This is a genomic window from Cupriavidus sp. JZ107 (assembly GCF_053903255.1).
In genome coordinates, this window is the sequence record NZ_CP096480.1 from 1,658,882 (window position 1) to 1,682,438 (window position 23,557).

19 protein-coding genes are annotated in these 23,557 nt (G+C 68.0%); 13 read left to right on the forward strand and 6 right to left on the reverse strand.

Annotation, left to right across the window (positions count from 1 at the left end):
• Positions 1-260: 260 nt before the first annotated feature.
• A complete protein-coding gene (locus M1D55_RS07150; protein WP_456281318.1) occupies positions 261-1,046 on the forward strand; it encodes an IclR family transcriptional regulator in 786 nt (261 codons plus the stop codon).
• An 80-nt stretch (positions 1,047-1,126) separates the two neighbouring features.
• On the opposite strand, the gene M1D55_RS07155 is transcribed toward M1D55_RS07150, so the two are convergent.
• From M1D55_RS07155 to tauA, 3 genes are all read right to left on the reverse strand, one after another.
• On the reverse strand, positions 1,127-1,999 hold the full coding sequence (locus tag M1D55_RS07155; RefSeq protein WP_456281319.1) for an ABC transporter permease: 873 nt from the start codon (positions 1,997-1,999) through the stop codon (positions 1,127-1,129).
• A 70-nt stretch (positions 2,000-2,069) separates the two neighbouring features.
• Positions 2,070-2,852, reverse strand: a complete 783-nt coding sequence (locus M1D55_RS07160) for a taurine ABC transporter ATP-binding protein (RefSeq protein ID WP_006576511.1) — start codon at positions 2,850-2,852, stop codon at positions 2,070-2,072.
• Positions 2,853-2,908: 56 nt separating this feature from the next.
• The gene (gene tauA / locus M1D55_RS07165) at positions 2,909-3,919 is read right to left on the reverse strand and encodes a taurine ABC transporter substrate-binding protein (protein WP_006576510.1); all 1,011 of its coding nucleotides are present in this window, start codon (positions 3,917-3,919) and stop codon (positions 2,909-2,911) included.
• Positions 3,920-4,416: 497 nt separating this feature from the next.
• Here tauA and pta point away from each other — a divergent pair, with 497 nt between their 5' ends.
• The 4 genes from pta to M1D55_RS07185 all read left to right on the forward strand — a co-directional run bounded on the left by pta (position 4,417) and on the right by M1D55_RS07185 (position 8,032).
• Complete coding sequence (gene pta, locus M1D55_RS07170) at positions 4,417-5,505, forward strand: phosphate acetyltransferase (protein ID WP_232204604.1); 1,089 nt, start codon at positions 4,417-4,419, stop codon at positions 5,503-5,505.
• Positions 5,502-6,275: a TSUP family transporter gene (locus M1D55_RS07175; RefSeq protein ID WP_456280502.1), complete on the forward strand. Its 774-nt coding sequence runs from the start codon at positions 5,502-5,504 to the stop codon at positions 6,273-6,275. Before pta ends, M1D55_RS07175 begins: the two co-directional genes overlap by 4 nt.
• A 192-nt stretch (positions 6,276-6,467) precedes the next feature.
• Complete coding sequence (locus M1D55_RS07180) at positions 6,468-6,740, forward strand: helix-turn-helix domain-containing protein (RefSeq protein ID WP_082928562.1); 273 nt, start codon at positions 6,468-6,470, stop codon at positions 6,738-6,740.
• Entirely contained in the window at positions 6,737-8,032 is a 1,296-nt protein-coding gene (locus M1D55_RS07185; RefSeq protein WP_456280503.1) for a HipA domain-containing protein, read from the forward strand. The genes M1D55_RS07180 and M1D55_RS07185 overlap by 4 nt, the downstream gene beginning before the upstream one ends.
• Before the next feature lie 18 nt (positions 8,033-8,050).
• Here M1D55_RS07185 and M1D55_RS07190 read toward each other — a convergent pair whose 3' ends face one another.
• On the reverse strand, positions 8,051-9,853 hold the full coding sequence (locus tag M1D55_RS07190) for a cobaltochelatase CobT-related protein (RefSeq protein WP_456280504.1): 1,803 nt from the start codon (positions 9,851-9,853) through the stop codon (positions 8,051-8,053).
• A 2-nt stretch (positions 9,854-9,855) separates the two neighbouring features.
• The gene (locus M1D55_RS07195) at positions 9,856-10,794 is read right to left on the reverse strand and encodes an AAA family ATPase (protein ID WP_053824677.1); all 939 of its coding nucleotides are present in this window, start codon (positions 10,792-10,794) and stop codon (positions 9,856-9,858) included.
• Positions 10,795-11,073: 279 nt separating this feature from the next.
• Between M1D55_RS07195 and xsc the strand changes: the two genes are divergently transcribed.
• The 6 genes from xsc to M1D55_RS07225 all read left to right on the forward strand — a co-directional run bounded on the left by xsc (position 11,074) and on the right by M1D55_RS07225 (position 20,411).
• Positions 11,074-12,876, forward strand: a complete 1,803-nt coding sequence (xsc, locus tag M1D55_RS07200) for a sulfoacetaldehyde acetyltransferase (RefSeq protein ID WP_456280505.1) — start codon at positions 11,074-11,076, stop codon at positions 12,874-12,876.
• A 202-nt stretch (positions 12,877-13,078) separates the two neighbouring features.
• Positions 13,079-14,479, forward strand: coding sequence for an amino acid permease (locus M1D55_RS07205; protein WP_156526546.1), 1,401 nt, complete (start codon positions 13,079-13,081; stop codon positions 14,477-14,479).
• Positions 14,480-14,885: 406 nt separating this feature from the next.
• Positions 14,886-15,257, forward strand: coding sequence for a nuclear transport factor 2 family protein (locus tag M1D55_RS07210; RefSeq protein WP_043437690.1), 372 nt, complete (start codon positions 14,886-14,888; stop codon positions 15,255-15,257).
• 41 nt (positions 15,258-15,298) lie between these two features.
• Positions 15,299-16,780, forward strand: coding sequence for an NAD(P)/FAD-dependent oxidoreductase (locus M1D55_RS07215; protein WP_231906472.1), 1,482 nt, complete (start codon positions 15,299-15,301; stop codon positions 16,778-16,780).
• 282 nt (positions 16,781-17,062) lie between these two features.
• Positions 17,063-18,577, forward strand: coding sequence for a MocR-like pyridoxine biosynthesis transcription factor PdxR (gene pdxR, locus M1D55_RS07220; protein WP_456280506.1), 1,515 nt, complete (start codon positions 17,063-17,065; stop codon positions 18,575-18,577).
• A 259-nt stretch (positions 18,578-18,836) separates the two neighbouring features.
• Positions 18,837-20,411 (forward strand): tannase/feruloyl esterase family alpha/beta hydrolase, encoded by a 1,575-nt coding sequence (locus M1D55_RS07225; protein ID WP_456280507.1) that lies wholly within the window; start codon positions 18,837-18,839, stop codon positions 20,409-20,411.
• Between the two features lie 210 nt (positions 20,412-20,621).
• On the opposite strand, the gene M1D55_RS07230 is transcribed toward M1D55_RS07225, so the two are convergent.
• Positions 20,622-21,056, reverse strand: a complete 435-nt coding sequence (locus tag M1D55_RS07230) for a hypothetical protein (protein WP_064576370.1) — start codon at positions 21,054-21,056, stop codon at positions 20,622-20,624.
• Between the two features lie 285 nt (positions 21,057-21,341).
• Here M1D55_RS07230 and M1D55_RS07235 point away from each other — a divergent pair, with 285 nt between their 5' ends.
• Together M1D55_RS07235 and M1D55_RS07240 are read left to right on the forward strand one after the other, a co-directional pair.
• Positions 21,342-22,040 (forward strand): protein-L-isoaspartate(D-aspartate) O-methyltransferase, encoded by a 699-nt coding sequence (locus M1D55_RS07235; RefSeq protein ID WP_232204599.1) that lies wholly within the window; start codon positions 21,342-21,344, stop codon positions 22,038-22,040.
• A 68-nt stretch (positions 22,041-22,108) separates the two neighbouring features.
• Positions 22,109-23,455 carry an erythromycin esterase family protein gene (locus M1D55_RS07240; RefSeq protein WP_456280508.1) on the forward strand — a complete coding sequence of 449 codons (1,347 nt, stop codon included), beginning with the start codon at positions 22,109-22,111 and terminating at the stop codon, positions 23,453-23,455.
• Positions 23,456-23,557 lie beyond the last annotated feature (102 nt).

Consider the following 23,557-nt stretch of genomic DNA (forward strand, 5'->3'; position numbering starts at 1 on the left):
CTTGACATGACTGCTACATCCGAACCCGGCTCCCCTCTCCCGCGGGCGGGAGAGGGGTGGGGGAGAGGGCCGGCGCGTGCCCCTGCCCCCGCCTGGCACCCCTGCCCCTTCCGGAAGTACAATCGCCTTGTCTCGTTTTCCGGAACGGAGGAATCGCTTTGAAAACCGCCACCACCGCCGCGGCGACTGCTCCGCGCGCGCGCGGGGCCGCCAAGGCCAGCGCGGCCGCCGCAGCCAAGGCCGCTGCGCGGCCTGCCCCGGTGCCGCCCTCGCCGCCGCCCAGCGACGCGGCGAACGACCGCGGCGACACACCGACACTGAGGGCCTTTGCGCTGCTCGAATTCCTGGTCGCCGCGGACCGGCCGCTGACGCTGGCGGAGATCATGCAGGGCTTCGAGGCGCCGAAGGCCTCGCTGCACCGGATGCTGGGCGCGCTCGAGTCCGGCGGGCTGGTGATCCGCGAACCGGGCGCGCGCAACGCCTATGCGGTCGGCCCGCGGCTGGCCCGGCTGGGCGTGGCCATCGTCACGCATTCCGGCACCCGCCAGCTGCGCCACGCGATCCTGTCGCGGCTGGTCGAGGATATCGGCGAGACCGTCAACCTGACCATGCTGCACGAGAGCGCGGTGCTCTATCTGGACCGCATGGAGGCGCCCTGGCCGTTGCGGCTGGACCTGAAGCCCGGTTCTCATGTGCCGCTGCACTGCTCGGCCAGCGGCAAGCTGCTGCTCGGGCTGCTGCCGCGCGAACAGCGCCGCGCGCTGGTGCGGCAGCTGCCGCTGGAACGCTTCACGCAGAACACCATCACCGACGTCGAACTGCTCGAGGCCGAGCTGGACCGCTGCGCGCACAAGCAGATCGGCGTCGACAACGAGGAGTTCGTCGCCGGCATCAGCTGCGTGGCGGTGCCGGTGCGCGACGAGCGCGGGCAGGTGGTGGCCGCCCTCGCCGTCCATGCGCCGACGGTGCGCTCGCCGCTGTCGCGTTCGCTGGAATTCGTGCCGCGGCTGCAGCAGGCGGCGGCGGATCTGGCGTCGACGTTCTAAGACCTGAGCGCCCGGCAGTAGTGGCCCCTCTCCCGCAGGCGGGAGAGGGGAGTAGTCCAGCGACATCGCGCATCAGCCCATCAAGCCCTTCCCTTCCACGGCACCAGCCACTTTTCCACGGCACGCATCAGCAGATCGAAGCCATAGGCGATCAGCCCGATCAGCACGATGCCCATCACCACCACGTCGGTACGCAGGAAATTCGAGGCGTTGAGCACCATCTGGCCCAGGCCGGCGGTGGCGGCCACCATCTCGGCCGCGACCAGCGTGGTCCAGCCGAAGCCGATCGCGATGCGCATGCCGGTCAGAATGTCGGGCAGCGCGGCGGGCAGCACCACATGGCGGATCACCTGCCACGGCGTGGCGCCCATCGAATAGGCCGCGTTGATCTGCTCGATCGTCACCGAACGCACGCCGGCGCGCGCGGACATCGCCATCGGCGCGAAGCAGGCGAGGAAGATCAGCAGGATCTTCGAGGTCTCGTCGATGCCGAACCAGATCACGATCAGCGGCAGATAGGCCAGCGGCGGCAGTGGCCGGTAGAACTCGATCGGCGGATCGAACACGCCGCGCGCGATGCGTGACACGCCCATCAGCACGCCGACCGGCACCGCGGTGACGGCCGCCAGCGCGAAGGCGCCGAACACGCGCACCATGCTGGCCCAGAAATGGTCGAGCAGCGGCAGGCCGCCCTGCACATTGCCGTTCCACGCATCGACAAAGGCCTTGCCGATCGACTCCGGCGTCGGCAGGAACAGCGGCGGCAGCCAGCCGAAATGGCTGGCGACCCACCACAGCACCAGCAGCGACACCACGGTGACCACGGAAATGCGCGAGCTGGAGCCCTCGCCCGGCATCCGGTAACCGGAGACCGTGCGGAGCTTGCGCGTTGGCGATGCCGGCGAGGCGGGCGATGCGGGCGATGCGATGGTGGCGCTCGTGGTGGAAGACATCTCGTTGGCAACGAGGGCGCCCGGCGCGCGCGTCGCGCCCGGCAGGCTCTGAACGGTGGCAGGCATCGGCTTATCCTTGTGGCGTGGCATGGATCAGGTCGACGATTTCCTCGCGGTGGCGAATGAAATCCGGATCGGATTTGACGGCGCGCGCATCGCCGCATTCGATATAGCGGCGCGCATACGGCAGCTCGTAGGTGTGGGCGATGCGGCCCGGCGACGGCGTCATCACGATCAGCCGTGTGGCCAGGAACAGCGCCTCCTCGACGCTGTGCGTGATGAAGAAAACGATCTTCTGCTCGCGCGCCCACAGTTGCAGGATCAGCGCCTGGATCGATTCGCGCGTCAACGCGTCCAGCGCGCCCAGCGGTTCGTCCATCAGCATCACCGCCGGATCGTTGGCCAGCGCACGTGCGATGCCGACGCGCTGCTGCATGCCGCCCGACAACTGGTAGACCGGCTTGTCCGCGACATGCTCCAGCCCGACCAGCGCCAGCTTGTCGCGCGCGATGCGCAGCCGCTCGGCACGGCCGGCGCCACGCATGCGCAAACCCAGCGCGACGTTGTCCGCGACGTTGAGCCACGGCATCAATGCATGCTTCTGGAACACGACGCCGCGTTCGGCGCCGGGCCCGTTGACGGCGCGGCCGTCGAGCCGGATCTCGCCTTCGGACGGTTGCATGAAGCCGGCGATGCAGGACAGCAGCGTGGTCTTGCCGCAGCCGGAGGCGCCCAGCGCGACGACGAAGTCGCCGCGTTCCATGGTCAGGTTGACCTGCGACAGCGCGAGCGTCTGCGCACCGCCCGCGCCGCCATAGTTGACGCTGAGGTTGTCGATTTCGAGTTTGGCCATCTCGGCTCCCTGTGGGGTCGTTGGCGAATCGCTGGAAGAACTGGACAGGCGGCGGCTCAACGCATCGCCCGCTTGACCCACTCGGCATTGACGCCGGCGGAGTAGTCCGGCAGCACGGTCTGGATCGTGCCCTGCTCCTTCAGGAACTGCGCCGCGGACTGCAGGGCCTTGGCCGCGCCGCCGCCGAGCCAGCGCGCCGAAGCCTGCTCCTCCAGCGTCGGGAACGCGTACAGCGACATGCTGCCCGGCACGTCCTCGGGCTTGGCGCCCGACACTTTCGCGACGGTCTTGACCATCGGCGAATCGGCGGTCCACGCGGCCTTGTTCTTGCGATAGCTGTCATCCGCGGCGGCCAGCATCCTGACGAACTTGACCATGAAGTCCGGGTTCTCCCGCGCGAACTTCTTGCTGACGATCATGCCGTCGAAGGTGGCCTTGCCGGTCGACTGCGCGATCTGCCCCGAGGTCAGCAGCACCTTGCCGGTCGGCTTGATGCGCGCCAGCACCGGGTCCCAGATGAAGGTCGCGTCGATGTCGCCGCGCTGCCAGGCCGCGGCGACTTCCGGCGGCCGCATGTTCATGATGCGGACCTGCTTCGGATCGACCTTGGCCTGCTCCAGCGCGACCAGCGTGTGATAGTGCGTGGTCGAGACGAACGGCACGCCGACGCGCTTGCCCTTCAGATCGGCGACGCTGTCGATGCGCGTGCCGTTGCGCGCGACCATCGCCTCGGCGGCGTTGATGTCGTCGAGAATCCAGAACAGCTCGACGTCCAGCCCCTGCGACAGCGCCGAGGCAATCGGCGAGGTGCCGGCCTCGCCGATCGCGATCTGTCCCGACGCCATCGCGCGAATCACGTCGCCGCCGCCGGAAAACTGGCGGAACGACACCTTGTAGCCGGTCTGCTTCTCGATCTCCTTGGCGTCCTGCACATGGCGCCATGGCACCACCATGTCCTGGTAGGCGATCACCACCTCCTTGCTCTGTGCCAGCGCGCCCGTCTGCACGGCGGCGGCCAGCACTGCGCCTGTTGCGAACTGCTTGATCCAACGCTCGATCCAACGCATCGTCGTATTCCTCAAGAAAGACAGGTTGCGTGCCGCGGCAGGGAGCCAGGGAGCGGCACGGAGAATCCAGGCACCGGCGAGGTGCCTACTCGAGGAGGGGAAGACTGGAAGCAGGTCGCATGCCAATGTCTCCTTGCAGTGGACGGCTGTCGCGTCCTTTGATCGGCCGTCGCCGCATCGTGGCGGCAATCGGCGGCCAACGCCTTGCACGTTGGGTAGCGCTATCGTAGGCAGCGGGTGGCGCGCGCCATAGTGCCACTGGGCGGCAATCGTGGGTCCAAGCACGGACCGGCCGCCGAACGGCACCGTATTCGGCTCTGCTGCCAGCCGCGCGCGCCCTTCCATCGCACCATGACGGTCCCTTGTGTCCCGTTTTAGTGCGCATGACGTACCGTTTTTCGAGATTTTTGTTGACCGCGAGGGCCAGCCGACCTATGCTTCGGTCAAATCCCGTTTTCGGTACGTTTCATCCCGCTTTTTTATTCACCGTATCCGCCATGAAAGCGATCCACCGCATCATCGAGCGCGCGCGCTCGTCCCCCCGGCGCGTCGTGCTGTGCGAGGCGGAGGATCCGCGCGTGCTGCAGGGCGCGCGGCGCGCCACGGAAGAAGGCATCGCGCGCATCGTGCTGGTCGGCGATGCCGCCCGCATCGCCGATGCCGCCGAGCGGCACGGCATCGCGCTGGACGGCCTGGACGTGGTGGACCCGGCCAGCGCTGCGCAGCGGGACCGCTACGCCGAGCAATGGCTGGCGCTGCGCCGATCGAAGGGGATGACGCCCGAGCAGGCGCAACGCGACGTGCTGGCGCCGCTGTGCTTCGCCAACCTGATGGTGCGGGCCGGCGACGCCGACGGCTCGGTGGCCGGTGCGGTCCATACCACTGCCGACGTGGTGCGCCACGCGATCCAGATCATCGGCATCGCGCCGTCGTTCCGCCTGGTATCGAGCTTCTTCCTGATGATGTTCTGCGAGCCCTTCCACTCGCTGAAGGGCGGGCTGATCTTCTCCGACTGCGGCCTGGTGATCGACCCGGACGCCGAAGCGCTGTCCGAGATCGCGATGGCCGCCGCCGACAGCGCGCAGAGCCTGCTGATGGAGACGCCGCGCGTGGCGATGCTGTCGTTCTCGACCAATGGCAGCGCCCACCACGCCGCCGTGGACAAGGTCGCCGCGGCGACGCAGCGCGTGCGTGCGCTGCGGCCCGGCCTGGCGATCGACGGCGACGTGCAGCTCGACGCGGCGATCGTCGCCGAGATCGCCGAGCGCAAGCTGCCGGCGTCGCAGGTGCACGGGCATGCCAACGTGCTGGTGTTCCCGAGCCTGGAGGCCGGCAATATCGGCTACAAGCTGGCCGAGCGGCTGGGCGGCGCGGTGGCGATCGGACCGATGCTGCAGGGCTTGCGGCGCCCCGCCAACGATCTGTCGCGCGGCTGCAGCGCCGACGACATCTTCCATGTGATCGCGGTGACCGTGGTGCAGGCACAGGCCGCGGACCTCGAAGACGGCGATGCCGGCGCGCAGATGGCGCTGCCCATCGACCTGCCTGCCGCCACGCCGCCATCGGGAGCCGCGCAGTCCCGATGAATCTCGAAACCTTGCTGCCGGTACTGGCTCTGCTCGGGCTCGGCAGCTACTTCCAGACCGTGACCGGGTTCGGCATGGGTCTGATCGTGATGGGCGCGGCCAGCGGCCTGCATCTGGCACCGGTCGCCACGCTGGCCGCGCTGGTCAGCCTGCTGACGCTCGCCAACGGCGCGCTGGCGCTGCCGGGCAAGCTGCACCATATCGACTGGCGCGCGGTGCGGGCCGCCACGCTCGGCATCCTGCCGTCGGTGGTCGCCGGTGTCGTGCTGCTGCACTACCTGAGCGGCACCGCCGCCGGCGTGCTGCAGCTGATGCTCGGTGCGGTCGTGCTGTATGGCGGCATCGGCGCCGCGCTGCGCCCCGCCGCGCTGCCAAGCCGCTCCGGCGACGGCAGCTTCTTCGTCAGCGGCGTCTGCGGCGGCCTGCTCAGCGGCCTGTTCGGCGTCTCGGGGCCGCCGCTGATCTTCCAGTTCTACCGTCAGCCGCTGAACATGGTGCAGATCCGCTGCGCGCGGATCCTGGTCTTCACCACCACTTCGGCCGTCCGCACCGCCTACAGCGCCTGGCAAGGCGAGCTGGCCGGCGACGTGTGGCTGCAGGCCGCGCTGGCCTTCCCGGTCGTGGCCCTGAGCACGATCGCGGCACGGCGCTTCCCGCCGCCGCTGTCGACGGAAGCCACGCGAAGAGTCGCGTTTGGCGTGCTGGTCGTGCTGGGTGCGTACTTGATGGTGGGAGCGCTGTGGCAGTGGTTTGGGGCCCCCTCCACCTAGGCTCTCGGGTTAACGTTGCCGATCGTAATCCTTATCAGTCTTCAACGCTCGACATGATCATAAAGATTACGATCGCACTCTTTATACCTGCCCTGGCGCAAGAACCGGTATAAAGTATTCGAGCGAATACGATAAGCTCCCCAAATCGGACATTCGCCCTATAATGATGCCGATCGACTACGGTATCGTGCCATGCACGTCCCCATCTCCGACCCTGAAGTGCTCGGGCAACTGGTCCGCGCCGCTCGCCTGTCCCAACGGCTCACCCGCGATGAAGTGGCGCGGGGTACAGGCCTGTCACCAACTTTCATCTCCAACGTCGAAGCGGGAAAATCCACGGCCCAATTGGGAAAGGTCCTGCACCTGCTGCGCGAGCTGGGCGTGTTGCTGTCCGCCGAAGCCTTCGATGTCGAACCATGGATGGCGAACCCCAAGACGGTCACCAAACGGCGGGTGCGGAAATGAACGGCGATTCGCGGACGTTGATGGCAAGTGCCAATGGCATCGGGATCGGCAAGCTGGTCGAGGACAACGGCGTCTGGAGCTTTGAATACGACCCGCTGTGGCTGCAGCGCCCAGACCGGTTTGCCTTGTGTCCCGACTTGCCGTTGCAGCCTGGCCGCCAAACGGACACCAGTACCGATCGCCCGGTGCAATGGTTCTTCGACAACCTCTTGCCGGAGGAAGAGCAACGCGGCTTGTTGGCGACGGCGGCAAGGCTGGACGTCGACGACGCCTGGTCGATGCTCGCCTACTACGGGGCCGAGTCCGCTGGCGCCATCACGCTGCTGCCGCCGGGCGCCGACGAGCCGGCGCCCGGGCGCGTTCCTCTTCCGCTGGAAACATTGAACGCGCGGATTCTCGACTTGCCCCGCCGCCCTCTCGATGCGAACGCCCCCAAACACATGTCGGTCGCGGGTGCCCAACACAAGCTCGCCGCGATTCTCGAGGGCGGACCGGGACACTGGAGCATCTGGGAACCCGTCGGCGCGGAACCGTCGACGCATATCCTGAAGCCGGATTCCCGATCCGAGACCTGGCGCCACACCGCGATCAACGAGTTCTTTTGCATGCGGCTGGCCGCACGCGCTGGCCTTCCCGTTCCCGCCACCGCCTTTCTTCGCGTACCGGCGCCCGTGTTCGCCGTGGCGCGATTCGACCGCCGCAGCGCCGATGGGCGGATCTGGCGGCGTCATGTCATCGACGGCATGCAGATACGGGGAAAGAGCCGCGTCCTCAAGTATGCGCAGAGCTCGACTGAGACCGTGAAACAACTGATCGCGCTGACCTTGCAACGCACCGCGTCGCGCCTGGCGCTGTATCGGTGGATCGCCTTCAATGTGCTGATGGGCAATGGCGACGCTCACATGAAGAATCTGTCCTTTTTCAGCGGGCCGCGCGGCTATGCGCTCGCGCCTTTCTACGATCTGGTCAGCACCGTGGTCTATGACACGGTCACCTACCGAAACAACGACCCGTTCTGGCCGGACTCCGAATTGACCATGCCGATCGGCAACGCCCGCCATTTCCGCGACATACGCCGTGACGACGTGATACAGGCCGGCGTGGAATTGGGCCTGTCCGAAGGTGGAGCGGCGACCGAACTCGACGCGTTGCTCGCCACGCTGGAACGCGCCAAGGGTGAGGTCGTCGAGCAGGTCGTGGCTGAGGCCCAACCTGATGCAGGTGAAATGCGGATATTGAACTCCATCCTTTTCATGCCGCTCGCGCAGATGTCGAGGCAACTGCAACGCTAGCCGGCGCCCGACTCGGCGTCAGCCTTGCGCCGAGCGTCCCCCACTCCCCACCCACCTCGCAATGACATCGATCGCCGCCGTATCCAGCGGCCGGGTGGTATCCAGCGGAAAGTGGCGCCGGTAGTAAGGGCTCAGGTCCAGGTCGACGCCGAGCCCCATCAGTTCGATCCGCCCCTGGGCCTCGTGGCGGGCCGCCACGTCCTTCAGATGGTCGTCCAGCAGCCGTTCGCCGTTGGCCTGCGCGGTGGCGCGGTCCATCGGGCTGCCGTCGGATACCACCACCAGCAGACGGCGTGCCTGCGGGCGTGACAGCAGGCGGGCGCAGGCCCAGTCGACCGCTTCGCCATCGATGCCTTCGCGGAACAGATCGGCCTTGAACAGCGCGGCGATGCCGGTCCGTGCGCGGCGCCAGCTGGTGTCGGCATCCTTGAACACCAGATGGCAGACCTCGTTGAGGCGGCCCGGTGACGGCGGGCGGCCCGCCGCCTGCCAGTCGCGCGCCACGCGGCCGCCGTTCCAGGCGCCAGTGGTGAAGCCGAGCACTTCGGTGGCGAGGCCCGCGGCATCGGCCGCGCGGGTCATCACATCGACCAGCAAGGCGATCTGGTCGATATGCGCCTTCATCGAGCCCGAGCAATCGATCAGGAACGCCAGCACCGCATCGATGCGCGCCTGCAGGCGGGGCTGGCGGAAGATGCGCGGCTGTCCGCCGGCACAGGCAAGCTGCGCGAGCCGGCTGCGGTCGAGCCGGCCCTCTTCGTCGCCGGACGACCATCCATCGGCGGCCGGCAGCGCGAAGGCCGACGACAACGTGCGAGCGATGCGGACCGGATTGATGCCACCGCCGACGATGCGCCGGTCCAGGCGTTCGCGCCATGCCTGCAGCGAAGCCTGCCGCGCCAGCGTGGCGGCGCGCAGCTCGCGGTCGTAGCGGGTGGTAAAGGCAGCGTAGGCCGGCGCACGGGCCTCGTTGGCGCGGGCACGAGCACCGCCGGTGCCCGCGCCGCCTGCTTCCTGTAACAACGCCTCGTCCTCGAAGTCGAGCAGCAGCGAGAAGCCGTCGCGCACGGATTCGTGCGCTTCACGCCCATCGTCGTCGGCCAGGCCTGCGCGACGGGCATCGTCGCGCAGCATCCCGGCCACCATCTCCGCCGCGGCCAGCGCGTGTTCGGCAAAGGCGCGCTGGTCGGCGCGCGTGCGCCGCATGCCGGCCAGCGCGGTGCCCAGCGCAGGCACGATCGCCGCGCGCGTGGCCTCGATCAGGTCCTCGGTCTCCTCGACCACCGGCCGGCCCGACAGGCGCGACCAGGCCACCTGCGCCACCGTGTAGACCAGGATGCCGAAACGCCCTTCCGTCAGGCCTGAGCGATGGAAGGCCAGCGACCATCGTTCGAAGCGGGCATGAAGGTTGGCGGCCACACCCGGCATGCCGGCGGGCAGATGGGTCTCGCAGCGCAACTGCTCGAACAGTTCAAACAGCAGCCGCGCGACGGGGTCGGCGGGCCGCAGGGCGCGATGCAGGTCCGCATCGCCATGGCGCAGGCGCAGCGCGACGGCGTCCACGCTGCCGCGCAGGTCGGGGAAGGAGTCGCGGCCGACATCGGTCAGCACGTGCGGCGCGTGCAGCGGCAGCGGCCGTTGGCCGCGCCATGGCCTTCCCGCGCGGTAATGCAAGGCGGCGTCCCCTGCCAGCGCGCGCAAGGCCGCCGCGCACAACGCCTCGCGCCGGCGCTGCGTCGCAGCCGGCAGCGCGGGTTTCGCGGGCTCCGTGATCGCGGCGTCCGTGGTTCCCGACGCGTCCGGTATCGCCGGCGTCGACATCGTCAGGCCGCCGCGTCGCCGCAGGGCTCCAGCTCGGTACCGAAGCCGCGCTGGAAATACTCGGCCACGATCGGGCGCTCGCCCGGCTCGCACTTGTTCAGGAAGCTGAGCCGGAACGCCAGCGCCGGATCGCGAAAGATCTGGCAGTTCTCGGCCCAGGCGATCACGGTGCGCGGCGACATCAGCGTCGACACGTCGCCCGCGGCAAACCCTTCGCGCGTCAACTGCGCGACGGCGACCATGGTGCCAACCAACTCGCGTCCGGCCGCGTCGGCCAGTTCCGGCACGCGCGCCAGCACGATATCGATCTCCGCCTCGCGCGGCAGATAGTCCAGCGTCGCCACCACGTTCCAGCGGTCGATCTGCGCGTGGTTCAGCAGGTGGGTGCCGTGATACATGCCGGTCAGATTGCCAAGCCCGACCGTGTTGGCGGTCGCGAACAGCCGGAAGAACGGATGCGGCTGGATCACGCGGTTCTGGTCCAGCAGCGTGAACCGGCCATCGCGCTCGAGCACGCGCTGGATCACGAACATCACGTCCGGCCGGCCCGCGTCGTATTCGTCGAACACCAGCGCGATCGGCCGCTGCAGCGCCCACGGCACGATGCCCTCCTGGAATTCGGTGACCTGCTGGCCGTCGCGCAGCACCACGGTGTCGCGCCCGACCAGGTCCATGCGGCCGATATGCCCATCGAGGTTGACGCGTACGCACGGCCAGTTAAGCCGCGCCGCCACCTGCTCGATATGGGTCGACTTGCCGGTGCCATGCATGCCCTGCACCAGCACCCGGCGGTTGCTGACGAAACCGGACAGGATCGCCAGCGTGACCTCCGGTTCGAAGCGGTAGCCCGGATCGATCTCCGGCACGTGATCGTCGCGCACGCCGAAGGCCGGCACCCGCATCGCGCTGTCGATGCCGAACACTTCACGCACCGACACCATCCGGTCCGGCGTCACGCTGGCAAGGTCGATCGCCACTTCGGTTTCTCCTGGATAAGGCTGGACTACTTCGACGCGCCGCGCAGGCGCATGCCCGCCGCCGGCTGTTTACGAGGCCATCTTATCCCAGTCTCACTTTTAGGTACAACTCATACCGAATAATGGATTTTCCTATTGACGATGCTCAAGGTCCGTCCTACATTTCAGCCAAACAACAGTTTTCGGTACATCCCGTACCGTTTTACGAGTCACAACGATCCCAACCTACCGGAGACCGCAAGCATGTCCGACCACACCCCCACCGCCGGCCCGCAAGCCATGACGCCTTCCGAGGCCTTTGTCGAAACCCTCGCCGCCAACGGCGTGACCGATATGTTCGGCATCATGGGTTCGGCCTTCATGGACGCGATGGACATCTTCGCGCCCGCCGGCATCCGCCTGATCCCGGTCGTGCATGAGCAGGGCGCCGGCCATATGGCCGACGGCTATGCGCGCGTGTCGGGCCGCCACGGCGTCGTGATCGGCCAGAACGGCCCCGGCATCAGCAACTGCGTGACCGCGATTGCCGCGGCCTACTGGGCGCACAGCCCGGTGGTCATCGTCACGCCCGAGGCCGGCACCATGGGCATCGGCCTGGGCGGCTTCCAGGAAGCCAACCAGTTGCCGATGTTCCAGGAGTTCACCAAGTACCAGGGCCACGTCACCAATCCGGCGCGCATGGCCGAATTCACCGGCCGCTGCTTCGATCGCGCGATGGCCGAGATGGGCCCGACCCAACTGAACATTCCGCGCGACTACTTCTACGGCCAGATCAAGGCCGAGATTCCGCAGCCGCGCCGGCTGGACCGCGGCCCGGGCGGCGAGCAGAGCCTGAACGAAGCGGCCGAACTGCTGGCGCAGGCCAAGTTCCCGGTGATCATCTCCGGCGGCGGCGTGGTGATGGCCGATGGCGTCGAGGAATGCAAGGCGCTGGCCGAGCGGCTGGGCGCGCCGGTGGTCAACAGCTATCTGCACAACGACTCCTTCCCCGCGAGCCACCCGCTGTGGTGCGGTCCGCTGGGCTATCAGGGCTCGAAGGCGGCGATGAAGCTGATCTCGCGCGCCGACGTCGTGGTGGCGCTCGGTTCGCGGCTTGGACCGTTCGGCACGCTGCCGCAGCACGGCATGGACTACTGGCCGAAGACGGCCAAGATCATCCAGATCGACGCCGACCACAAGATGCTCGGCCTGGTCAAGAAGATCTCGGTCGGCATCTGCGGCGACGCCAAGGCGGCCGCCGTCGCGCTGACCGAACGGCTGGCCAACCGCACGCTGACCTGCGACGCGACCCGCGCCGCGCGCGCCGACCAGATCGCCACCGAGAAGGCCGCCTGGGAGAAGGAACTGGACGAGTGGACGCACGAGCGCGACCCGTTCAGCCTGGACATGATCGAGGAGCAGAAGAACGAACGGACGCCGAATGGCGGCACCTACCTGCATCCGCGCCAGGTGCTGCGCGAACTCGAGAAGGCGATGCCGGCCGACGTGATGGTGTCGACCGACATCGGCAACATCAACTCGGTGGCCAACAGCTATCTGCGCTTCGAGAAGCCGCGCAGCTTCTTCGCGGCGATGAGCTGGGGCAACTGCGGCTACGCCTTCCCGACCATCATCGGCGCCAAGGTCGCGGCGCCGCACCGGCCGGCGATCTCGTACGCCGGTGACGGTGCCTGGGGCATGAGCCTGATGGAGACCATGACCTGCGTACGCCACAACATCCCGGTCACCGCGGTGGTCTTCCACAACCGCCAATGGGGCGCGGAGAAGAAGAACCAGGTCGACTTCTACAATCGCCGCTTCGTCGCCGGCGAGCTGGACAACCCGAGCTTCGCCAACATCGCCCGCGCGATGGGCGCCGAAGGCATCGTGGTCGACCGGCTCGAGGATGTCGGCCCGGCGCTGAAGAAGGCCATCGACCTGCAGATGAACCACGGCAAGACCACCATCGTGGAAATCATGTGCACCCGCGAACTGGGCGATCCGTTCCGCCGCGATGCCTTGTCCAAGCCGGTCCGCCTGCTCGACAAGTACAAGGATTACGTATAACGGAAGCAACGAGGCGCGCGGTGCGGCCCTGCCGCGCCGCGCGATCACGGCCTTCGGGGCCGCCGCAGCAATGCGGCCCCGGACAGACAAAACAAAGACAGCGACGCCGTGACGACACCATCATGAGAAGCACTGGAGACAAAAATTGCTGGATAACCCCGAGGGCTCGCGCGGCCTCAAGCACAGCCTGAAACAGCGCCACATGACGATGATCGCGCTCGGCGGCGTGATCGGTGCCGGACTGTTCGTCGGCAGCGGCGTGGTGATCAAGTCGGCCGGCCCGGCGGCCGTCCTTTCCTTCCTGCTGACCGGCATGCTGGTGGTGCTGGTGATGCGGATGCTGGGCGAGATGGCGTGCGCGCTGCCCACCGTCGGCTCCTTCTACGAATACGCGCGCGAAGCATGGCGCGACAAGCCCCAGACGGGCGCGCTCGCCAGCTTCCTGACCGGCTGGATGTACTGGTACTTCTGGGTCATCGTGGTCGCCATCGAAGCGGTGGCGGGAGCGGACCTGATCCGCTACTGGCTGCCCGACGTTCCGTCCTGGGCCATCAGCCTGGTGCTGCTGGTGATGCTGACGCTGACCAACCTGTTCTCGGTCAAGTCCTTCGGCGAGTTCGAATTCTGGTTCGCGTCGATCAAGGTGGCCGCGATCGTCGTGTTCCTGTTCCTGGCCGGCCTGTTCGTGCTGGGCATGTGGCCCGATACCGCGCCCAGCGTCGCCAACCTGAGCGCGCACGGCGGGTTCGCACCCAACGGCATCATGCCGGTGCTGACCGGCGCCGTCGCCGCGACGGGCTTCTACTTCGGCGCGGAGATCGTCACGATCGCCGCGGCCGAAACCGCGGAGCCGCAGAAGGCGGTGGCCAAGGCGACCCACTCGGTGATCACGCGCGTGCTGGTGTTCTACGTCGGCTCGGTGCTGCTGGTGGTGTGCCTGGTGCCGTGGAACTCGCCGGGCATCGCCACCCCGTACGTCAGCGCGCTCGACGCGATGGGCATCCGTGGCGCCGCCCAGGTGATGAACGCGGTGGTGCTGACCGCGGTGCTGTCGGCGCTGAACTCGGGCCTGTATGCGTCGTCGCGGATGATCTTCGCGCTGACGCGCCGCGGCGATGCGCCGGCCGCGCTGGCCAAATTGAACCGCAATGGCGTGCCGGTCCGCGCGATCCTGTTCTCGACGCTGTTCGGTTATGCCGCGGTGGTGATGTCCTACGTGTCGCCCGATACGGTGTTCGCCTTCCTGGTCAACTCCTACGGCACGGTCGCGATCTTCGTCTACATCCTGATCGCGGTATCGCAGCTGCGTCTGCGCGCGCGGCTCGAACGCGAGGCGCCGGAAAAGCTGCGCGTGCGCATGTGGATGTATCCGTATCTGACCTATGTGGCGATCATCGGCATGGCCGGCATCGTGATCGCAATGGCTTTCATTCCGGACCAGCGCAAGCCGCTGCTGCTCGGGGTGGTCAGCCTCGGCATCCTGCTGCTGGTCTACCTGGTGCGTCGGCAGTACCGCCGCGGCGCGGCGTTGCGCGAGAACGAGATCGATCCGCATCAGCAGCATCTGGGCGACATGCCGCGGGCCGAAGTGCATCGGTTTTGACTCTTACAGAGGCTGGCGAGCGCCTTGCCCTCTCCCCAACCCCTCTCCCGCAAGCGGGAGAGGGGGAGACGAGCCCCGAACGCTGCGACATATCAAACGCCGATGACGCGCTCCCCGCTCCCGCCATGCGGGAGAGGGGCTGGGGGAGAGGGTCAGCGTTTCCACCAGCGGCAAACGCTGGCCCAATCGATTCCATCCAACTGGCCCTACAGCGCGTCCCGGCGCTTCCCTATGCTGGGAACGTGCAAAGGACCTGGTCCGCTGCCGCGCGGACCGCAACAACATCGAGGAGATTCAAGTGGAGTACGCAAGCAAGCAGGCCGGCACCGAAGCCATCGTCGCGCCCGACAGCAACCCGTCCGGACAGCAGGCCGGTGGCGCCAGCGGCGGCGTCACCGCCGCCACGCTGCAGGCCTTCAGCGACGCCTGGAACCGCCACGACATCGACGCGCTGATGTCGTTCATGACCGACGACTGCGTGTTCCACGCGGTGGCCGGCGGCGAGCTGTTCGGCCGCACGTTCAGCGGCCGCGAAGCGGTGCGCGAGGGCTTCCAGCTGGCGTGGCAGACCTTCCCCGACGCCGCCTGGCTCGACGGCGAGCATTTCGTCTGCGGCGACCGCGGCGTCAGCGAATCGACGTTCCGCGGCACCAAGGCCGACGGCTCGCGCATCGAGGCGCGCATGGTCGACGTGTTCACCTTCCGCGACGGCAAGATCGCGGTCAAGAACGCCTATCGCAAGGACCGTCCCGCGCTGGCGGCCGGTTCGCGCGGCTGATCGAACGCGTCGACAAACGCGTCGCCAACAGGAGCGCAGCGATGGAAGCCATTGCCGATATCACCGCCATCGGACGGGAGAACGGGACGCCGGGCCAGGCCGGTGGCCACACCGGACAAAACCGGGCAACCGGTCCGTCCCGGCCCTACGATCCCGCCTACGACCCGCTGGTCGCGCCGACGCCCGGCCAGGGCCGCGACTACGCGCCGACCTACTGGATCGGCACCGCCGGCGAGCCGCCGCCCGACGACGGTCCGATCACGCACGACGTCGACGTCGATGTCGCGATCATCGGCTCGGGTTTCACCGGGCTGACCTGCGCGATCTTCCTGGCGCAGGAACACGGCATCAAGGCCACCGTGCTGGAAGCCAACCGCGTCAGCTGGGGCTGCAGCACGCGCAACGGCGGGCAGGCGCAATGCGCGTCGGGCCGGCTCAAGCGCTCGCAATGGATCCAGCGCTACGGCCTGGACGCCGCGCTGCGGCTGCACGAGGAAGTGTGCGCCGGCATGGAGACCTTCAAGACGCTGATCCGCGATATCGACTGCGATCCGCAGCCCGGCGGCCACCTGTACATCGCGCACCGTCCCGAGGCGATGCCGGCGCTGGAGAAGGAGGCCAAGCTGCTGCGCGAGGTCTTCCACTACGACGCCCGCATTCTCGATGCCGATACCGTCAAGCGCGAATACGTCGACGACAAGGAGGCGGCCGGGGCGATGCACGAGCCCGAAGGCATCGGCATCCATGCCGGCAAGCTGGCCTTCGGCTATCTGCGCCGCGCCCGCGCGCTGGGCGCGACCGTGCACCCGTCGAGCCCGGTGCTCGACTGGACCACGCGCGACGGCGTGCACTATCTGCGCACGCCGGGCGGCATCGTGCGGGCGCGCGCAGTGGGCGTCGCGACCGGCGGCTATACCTCGCAGAACCTGCATCCGCATCTGAAGAACCGGCTGTTCCCGATCCTGTCGAACTCGATCGTGACGCGGCCGCTGACACCCGACGAAATCGCGGCCTGCAACTTCCGCACGACGCAGGTGATCACCGACACCCGCATCCTGCGCCATTACTATCGCTTGATGCCCGACGGCCGCCTGCAGATCGGCAGCCGCAGCGCGATCACCGGCACCGACGCGCCGCGGCCCCAATACGAGCAGAAGCTGGTCGACGACATGGTGCGCAAGTTCCCGGCGCTCAAGGGCATTCCGATCGACTACTCGTGGTGGGGCTGGGTCGACGTCAGCCACGACATGATGCCGCGCATTTTCCGGCCCGATCCCGCGCAGACGATCTACTACGCGATGGGCTACGGCGGCAACGGCGTCATGTATTCGGCCCAGGCCGGCCGGCGCATGGCCGCGATGATTGCGGGCAAGAACCCGGGACCGGAGCTGCCGATCTTCCGCTCGGCGCTGCCGTTCCCCAATGTGCGCGAGTGGGTCGAGTCGCCGGCGTTCGCACCGTTCCGGCGGCTGGGGCAGCGGTTCCTGTACCACTGGTATCACTTGAAGGATGATGTGCTGTAGTTGAAGCGCTTGCCAGCGCGGCGCGACGGGCCAACCGCCAACGCGCTCCCTCTCCCACTTGTGGGAGAGGGTTGGGGAGAGGGCCAGGCGGTCGAGCACGCGATATCGCTGTTGCGTGCCCCCTCTCCCCCAGCCCCTCTCCCGCAAGCAGAGAGGGGAGCAAAGCCATCAGCGACGCATCCGCTTCGATCACCGGCTTTCCACCCATACCCCCTCCCCGCCCCATATCCGATAATGCTCCCCGACCCAAGGACGAAACCGGCGATACGGAGCGCGAACGGCATGGCCACGGCGGGCAAGGGAAACACCTTCTGGAATCGGCTGCTGCAATTGCCCGCCGACTCGGCGCTGAGCCTGCAGGCGCAGCTGCGCCAGCAGATCGTCTCCGCCATCCTGTCGCGGCAATTGCCGGAAGGCAGCGCGCTGCCGTCGAGCCGCGAACTGGCCGCGACGCTCGGCATCGCGCGCAATACCGTGATCCTGGCCTTCCAGCAACTGGTCGACGAGCACTTCCTCGAAACGCGGCCGCGCCGCGGTTACTTCGTCGTCCAGCAATTGCCGAGCGTGGCGCCACCGGCGTCCACGGCGAACGCCGACACGGCGGCCCGCAGCGACGGCGGCAGCGAGACGCCCGGCCCCGACTGGAGCGAACGGCTGCCCGATATCAGCGGCCTGCGCGCCATCGTCAAGCCCAACGACTGGCAGAACTATCCGTATCCGTTCATCTATGGGCAGTTCGACCCGGCGCTGTTTCCGACCGCGGACTGGCGCGAATGCTCGCGCATGGCGCTGGCCGTGCTGGAGATCCGTGGCTGGGCCTCCGACCTGATCGACCGCGACGATCCGCTGCTGATCGAGCAGTTGCAGCGCCACGTGCTGCCGCGCCGCGGGGTCTGGGCCAATCCGGACGAGATCATGGTCACGCTGGGCGCGCAGCATGCGCTCTATCTGCTGGCCGATCTGCTGATGCGCGACGCGGTGGTCGGCCTGGAGGAACCGGGCTACAGCGATGCGCGCGCGATCTTCGGCATGCGGGCACGCGAGGTGGTGCCGCTGCCGGTCGACGACTCGGGCCTGCGTCCCGAGGGTGAGCTGGCGCGCTGCGACTATGCCTTCGTCACACCCAGCTATCAGTGCCCGACCACGGTGACGATGCCGCTGGACCGGCGCGAGGCGCTGCTGGCCGAGGCGCATCGGCACGACGTGGTGCTGATCGAGGACGACTACGACACCGAGAATCCGGCACTGACACAGCCGATTCCCGCGCTGAAGAGCCTGGATCGAGAGGGCCGCGTGATCTATGTCGGCAGCCTGTCGAAGTCCTTCGTGCCCGGCATCCGGCTCGGCTATATCGTCGCGCCGAGCTCGGTGATCCGCCAGGCGCGGGCGCTGCGGCGCTACATGCTGCGGCACCCGCCGGCCAACAACCAGCGCGCCACCGCGCTGTTCATCTCGCTGGGCCACCACGACGCGCTGCTGCGGCGGGTCGCCCCGATCTTCCAGCGCCGCGCGGCCGTGCTGCGCGACATGCTGGCGCGGCATCTGCCGCAATGCCGCGTCCAGAATTCGCCCGGCGCGTCATCGTTCTGGGTCGAGGGACCGCCGGGCCTCGACGCGCGCAAGCTCGGCGATATCGCGCTGCGGCACGGCGTGATCATCGAGCCCGGCGACGTGTTCTTTGCCACCGACGGACCATCGCCGCACTTCCGCCTCGGCTACACCGGAATCGCCGAGGAACGGATCGAGGAAGGCGTGCGGCTGCTGGCCCAGCTGATCGAACACGAGCGGCGGCGCTGAGGCACGGCACCGCCCGCTGTTCCCTTGCCGGCAGGCTGCCCGCGCAGCACATCAAGTGGCGAGCCTAGGGCAAACCCCGATCCGATGGCGGCGCGATTGTCCGCGCGGGGACAATCTGCACCTCGCCTCCCGTCTATTCTTCCTTCGGACCGCCCCCAGCAGCAGCAACAGCAGCAGCCGCTCGAGTCTGTGCCAGACCGGTGTCGAGGGGCAGGTCGCGCCCGTCCTGGCCTGACTCCACGACATCGAAGGAGACGACATGGCACAGACTTTCGCTTTCCGTTGGCATCGTATCGCCCTGACTGCTGTCGCGATGGCCGCGCTGGCCGCCTGCGGCGGCAGCGACGACGACCACAAACCCGGGCCGTCGGCCTCGGCCAATGCCGAGCAGGCGTGCTCGCAGTTGGCGGGCAAGACCGTCGCCGGCGCGACGGTCACGGCGGCCGCGACCGTCGCGGCAAGCGGGCCCCAACCGCTGTTCTGCAAGGTCAACGCGATCATCGCACCGCGACTGAACCTGGAACTGCGGCTCCCCGATCGGTGGAACGGCAAGCTGTATTACGGCGGCGGCGGCGGTTACAACGGGTCGATCCCCGGCATCGACGTTCCCACCAACCTGACCGCGTTGAAACAGGGCTACGCCACCGTCAACAGCGACTCGGGGCATGCCGGCAACGTGCTGTCAGCGGACTTCGCGCTCGACGATCCGCACGCCGCCGCGCTGTTCGGCCATCAGTCGGTACCGACGGTGATGTCGTCGGCGCGGCAGATGCTGCAAACCGCCTATGGCAAGGCGCCGGAGCGGTCCTACTTCGAGGGCTGCTCCAATGGCGGCCGTGAGGCGCTGATGGCGGCGCAGCGCAATCCGGACCTGTTCGACGGCATCATCGCCCGCGCGCCGGCCTACAACTGGGTCGGCTTCATGGGCGCCTTCAATCGCAATGCGAAGGCCCTCGCCGCTCCGGGCGGCATGCTGGGCGCGCCAAAGATCAATTTGCTCGCCAAGGCGGTGCGGGATGCCTGCGACGCGCAGGATGGCATCGCGGACGGCGTCGTTTCCAATCCGCGGTCGTGCAGCTTCGATCCGGCGGTGCTTCGCTGTGCCGGCGGCACGGATGGCGGGGACGCCTGCCTGTCGGACGCGCAGCTGGCGGCCGTGCAATCGTGGACCTCGCCTGCGGTGTGGGCCAACGGCGCCTATTCCAATGCCGGCTGGGCGCTGAGCGGCAACGAGGACGACCCGGGAGCGTGGGGCGCCTGGCTGACCGGGAACGGCAATCTGAACGTGGCGCTGCAGTTCCTGTTTCAGGACACGACGGTCAAGAACTATCTGGCGCGCGACCGCTCACAGAACTCGCTAACCTATACGTGGGACAGCAACGTCGCCGCGCTGGCGAATCTGTCGAACCTCAACGACGCAACCAACACCGACCTGCGGCCATTGAAGAACAGCAACGCCAAGCTGATCCTCTGGCATGGCACCAACGATGCCGCGCTGAGCTTCAAGGCCACCGACGCCTATTACGAAGGGATGGTCGCCGCGGTCGGCGGGCAGGCATCGGCCGACGAGTTCGTGCGCTACTACCTGGCACCGGGCGTCAACCATTGCGCCGGCGGCCCGGGTGCGGACCAGACCGACCTGCTGACGGCGCTCGATACCTGGGTCACCAAAGGCTCCGCGCCGGGTACGCTGACGGCGACGAAGGAGAACAACGGCGCGACCGCGTTCTCGCGTCCGCTGTGCCGCTATCCGCAGTATCCGCGTTATACGGGACCGGCCAACGACGCCGCGGCCGCTGCGCAGGCGTCGAACTATACGTGCACAGCGCCGTAAACGTGCTTCGGCGCCTGCGCGCTGGACGACTTGCTCCCCTCTCCCGCGCGGCGGGAGAGGGGTTGGGGGAGAGGGGGCCCGCAGGAGCGATATCGCGAATACGACCGCCGCTGCCCTCTCCCCCACCCCTCTCCCGCAAGTAGGAGAGCGGGGCCTTCTACCAGCGCTTCCGCTACATCGTCCCACCGCGAACGCCCAGGTCCGTGGTGACTACGCTCTAGCGCCCGTCTCCGCGGTTCCCGTCATCCCGCCCCACATCGCCGCCGGATTCCACGTGAAGTACCGCATCCATGCATCCAGCCAGCGTCCCTGCATGTCGGCGCCGATTTCCCAGGCGGTCTGCCCGTACTTCGTCGCCATCGACAGCGCCGGCGCGGGCGCGGTGATCTGCTGCGCGAGGCGCTCGTCGGGGTTCCACTTCCAGGCCCACGAGGTCCACTGGAAGCCCGCCTCCTCCATCAACGCCGCATAGAAGCTCCAGCCCAGCGCGGTCAGCTTCAGGTAGTCGCGCGCCAGCATGGTGGAAGCGTCGGGCACTTCGGTGACCGCGGGAATCGGCCGCTGCTCGGCCAGGCGCTCGGTGGTCACATCGGTCACATCGGTGACGTCGCTGATCGCGTGGGTGCGAGGTGCTTTGCTCTTCATCGTCATGCTCCTTGGAAGTCGCCGGACGGCGAGGGAAAAGAAGCCGAGCGGTACGCAAGAACGGCGCCAGCGGCATCGCGCCCGCAGCGTCGCGCACGCGTAGGGAGCATTTACACGGCTTGTACGCGGGCCCGTGCACGATCTTCCAGCCTGCGGGAAGCCGAGGAAATGACGTGATCGAAACCACGCGGCATGGTGCGGCGCCATCGATGGCACGGTCGATGCGTCAATGCGAGCACGATCGCGAACAGAGTTGCGCCAGACCAATCGCGCCTCGATCCCGCCATGATGCCTCCCCTCTTCGACAGCCCCGAACAACAACCCGAACGCTACCGGCAGCGGATGGTCGAGCTGCAGATCGCCGCGCGCGGCATTCAGGATCCCGCGGTACTGGCGGCGATGCGCGAGGTGCCGCGCGAGCGCTTCGTGCCGGACGCGCTGCGCCAGTCGGCCTATGACGACGCGCCGCTGTCGATCGGCTCCGGCCAGACCATCTCGCAGCCCTATATCGTCGCGCGCATGGTCGAAGCCGCGCGGCTGCATCCCGCCTCCCGCGTACTCGAGATCGGCACCGGTTCCGGGTATGCGGCCGCGGTGATGGCACGCATCGCGGCCCGCGTCATCACGCTGGAGCGCTGGCGGCGGCTGGCCGAGCGGGCCAGCGACGTGCTGCGCGCGCTGGGCTTCGACAACGTCGAAGTGCACCTGGCCGACGGCACCGCCGGCTGGGAAGCGGGCGCGCCGTACGACGCCATCGTTTCCGCCGCGGCCAGCCCCGATATCCCCGCCGCGTGGCTGGCACAACTGGCACCGGGCGGCACGCTGGTGATGCCGCACGGCCATCCGGGCCATGCGCAACGGCTGCTGCGTATCGGCAAGCGCGAGGACGGCACACTCGAGCGCGAGGATCTCGCCGGCGTGGCCTTCGTGCCGCTGGTCGCACGCACGGCCGAGGACGCCGGCAACGAAACGCCCAGCGACTGAAGTCCATCGACCCGACGACGATCGACCAGACGACGATCGACACCATCGACAATCCACGGAGGACCGACATGACCAGCGCACTGCACGATCCCGTCACCGGCCAGGTGCTCGCCGACAGCGATATCGTCGAACGGATCGCCGAGGCCGCCGAGCGTCTGCCGGCCATCGACGATCCGGGATTCGCCGCGGTGGTGGACCGGTTTGCCGATTGCCGCGTGGTGTTGCTCGGCGAATCGACGCACGGCACCGCGCAGTTCTACGATGCCCGCGCGGCCTTCACGCGACGGCTGATCGAGCGGCACGGCTTTCGCATCGTCGCGGTCGAGGCCGACTGGCCCGATGCCGCGGCGATCGACCGCTATGTCCGCCAGCTGCCGGCGGCCGAGCACCAGGAACCGCCGTTCCGGCGCTTTCCGACCTGGATGTGGCGCAATACGTCGGTCGAGGCGCTGGTCGAATGGATGCGCGGCTACAACGCCGAACGGGCGCCGGATACGCGCGCGGGATTCTTCGGCCTGGACATCTACAGCCTGGGCAGCTCGATCGCCACCGTGCTCGGCTATCTGAACCGCGTCGATCCCGACGGTGCGCGCGAGGCGCGCGAGCGCTACGGCTGCCTGCTGCCGTGGCGCGAAGACCCGTCGCGCTATGGGCGCGCGGTGCTGACCGGCCGCGCGCGCGATTGCGAGGACGAAGTCATCGCCCAGCTGCAGGCGCTGCTCGAGCGCCAGCTCGACTATGCGACGCGTGGCAAGGAGCCGTTCTTCGACGCCGCGCAGAACGCCCACCTGGTCGCCTCGGCCGAGCAGTACTACCGGCTGATGTACTACGGCGGCCCGGAAAGCTGGAACCTGCGCGACACCCATATGTTCGACACGCTGGCGCGGCTGCTGGACACCTATGCGCCCGGCGCCAAGGCCGTGGTATGGGCGCACAACTCGCATATCGGCGATGCCGACGCGACCGCGATGGGCCGCGACCACGGCGAGACCAATATCGGCCGGCTGTGCCGAGCCCGCTTCGGCAAGCAAGCAGCGCTGATCGGCTTTTCGACGTCGCGCGGCACCGTCGCCGCGGCGTCCGACTGGGATGGCCCGATGCAATTGATGGACGTGGTGCCCGCGCGCGCCGATAGCTACGAGGCGCTGTTCCAGCGCACCGGCATCGACCGCTGCTTCATCGACCTGCGCGAAGGCGTCCACGAGCAGGCGCGCGCGCTGCTGACGGTGCCGCGCCAGGAACGCTTCATCGGCGTGGTGTACCGGCCCGATACCGAGTTCGCCAGCCATTATGCGTTCGCCTGCCTGCCGCAGCAGTTCGATGCACTCGCCTGGTTCGATCGGACCGACGCGGTGACGCCGTTGCCCACCGCGGCGCGCACCGGCATGCCGGACACATATCCGTTCGGCCTGTAGCGCCGCTCGCCAACGCCGGCCGCCGCTGCGGCGGGGCTTAGAATGCGGCACCGGCACGCCATGCACGGCATCGCCCATCGACCGACCCGCCAGAGAGAACCC

What these genes read in the sequence shown, in the direction of transcription:
- M1D55_RS07155 (WP_456281319.1), bottom strand. Translation starts at nt 1,999, where the DNA reads ATGTCTTCCACCACGAGCGCCACCATCGCATCGCCCGCATCGCCCGCC.
- M1D55_RS07160 (WP_006576511.1), bottom strand. Translation starts at nt 2,852, where the DNA reads ATGGCCAAACTCGAAATCGACAACCTCAGCGTCAACTATGGCGGCGCG.
- tauA (WP_006576510.1), bottom strand. Translation starts at nt 3,919, where the DNA reads ATGCGTTGGATCGAGCGTTGGATCAAGCAGTTCGCAACAGGCGCAGTG.
- pta (WP_232204604.1), top strand. Translation starts at nt 4,417, where the DNA reads ATGAAAGCGATCCACCGCATCATCGAGCGCGCGCGCTCGTCCCCCCGG.
- M1D55_RS07175 (WP_456280502.1), top strand. Translation starts at nt 5,502, where the DNA reads ATGAATCTCGAAACCTTGCTGCCGGTACTGGCTCTGCTCGGGCTCGGC.
- M1D55_RS07180 (WP_082928562.1), top strand. Translation starts at nt 6,468, where the DNA reads ATGCACGTCCCCATCTCCGACCCTGAAGTGCTCGGGCAACTGGTCCGC.
- M1D55_RS07185 (WP_456280503.1), top strand. Translation starts at nt 6,737, where the DNA reads ATGAACGGCGATTCGCGGACGTTGATGGCAAGTGCCAATGGCATCGGG.
- M1D55_RS07190 (WP_456280504.1), bottom strand. Translation starts at nt 9,853, where the DNA reads ATGTCGACGCCGGCGATACCGGACGCGTCGGGAACCACGGACGCCGCG.
- M1D55_RS07195 (WP_053824677.1), bottom strand. Translation starts at nt 10,794, where the DNA reads ATGGTGTCGGTGCGTGAAGTGTTCGGCATCGACAGCGCGATGCGGGTG.
- xsc (WP_456280505.1), top strand. Translation starts at nt 11,074, where the DNA reads ATGTCCGACCACACCCCCACCGCCGGCCCGCAAGCCATGACGCCTTCC.
- M1D55_RS07205 (WP_156526546.1), top strand. Translation starts at nt 13,079, where the DNA reads ATGACGATGATCGCGCTCGGCGGCGTGATCGGTGCCGGACTGTTCGTC.
- M1D55_RS07215 (WP_231906472.1), top strand. Translation starts at nt 15,299, where the DNA reads ATGGAAGCCATTGCCGATATCACCGCCATCGGACGGGAGAACGGGACG.
- pdxR (WP_456280506.1), top strand. Translation starts at nt 17,063, where the DNA reads ATGGCCACGGCGGGCAAGGGAAACACCTTCTGGAATCGGCTGCTGCAA.
- M1D55_RS07225 (WP_456280507.1), top strand. Translation starts at nt 18,837, where the DNA reads ATGGCACAGACTTTCGCTTTCCGTTGGCATCGTATCGCCCTGACTGCT.
- M1D55_RS07230 (WP_064576370.1), bottom strand. Translation starts at nt 21,056, where the DNA reads ATGAAGAGCAAAGCACCTCGCACCCACGCGATCAGCGACGTCACCGAT.
- M1D55_RS07235 (WP_232204599.1), top strand. Translation starts at nt 21,342, where the DNA reads ATGATGCCTCCCCTCTTCGACAGCCCCGAACAACAACCCGAACGCTAC.
- M1D55_RS07240 (WP_456280508.1), top strand. Translation starts at nt 22,109, where the DNA reads ATGACCAGCGCACTGCACGATCCCGTCACCGGCCAGGTGCTCGCCGAC.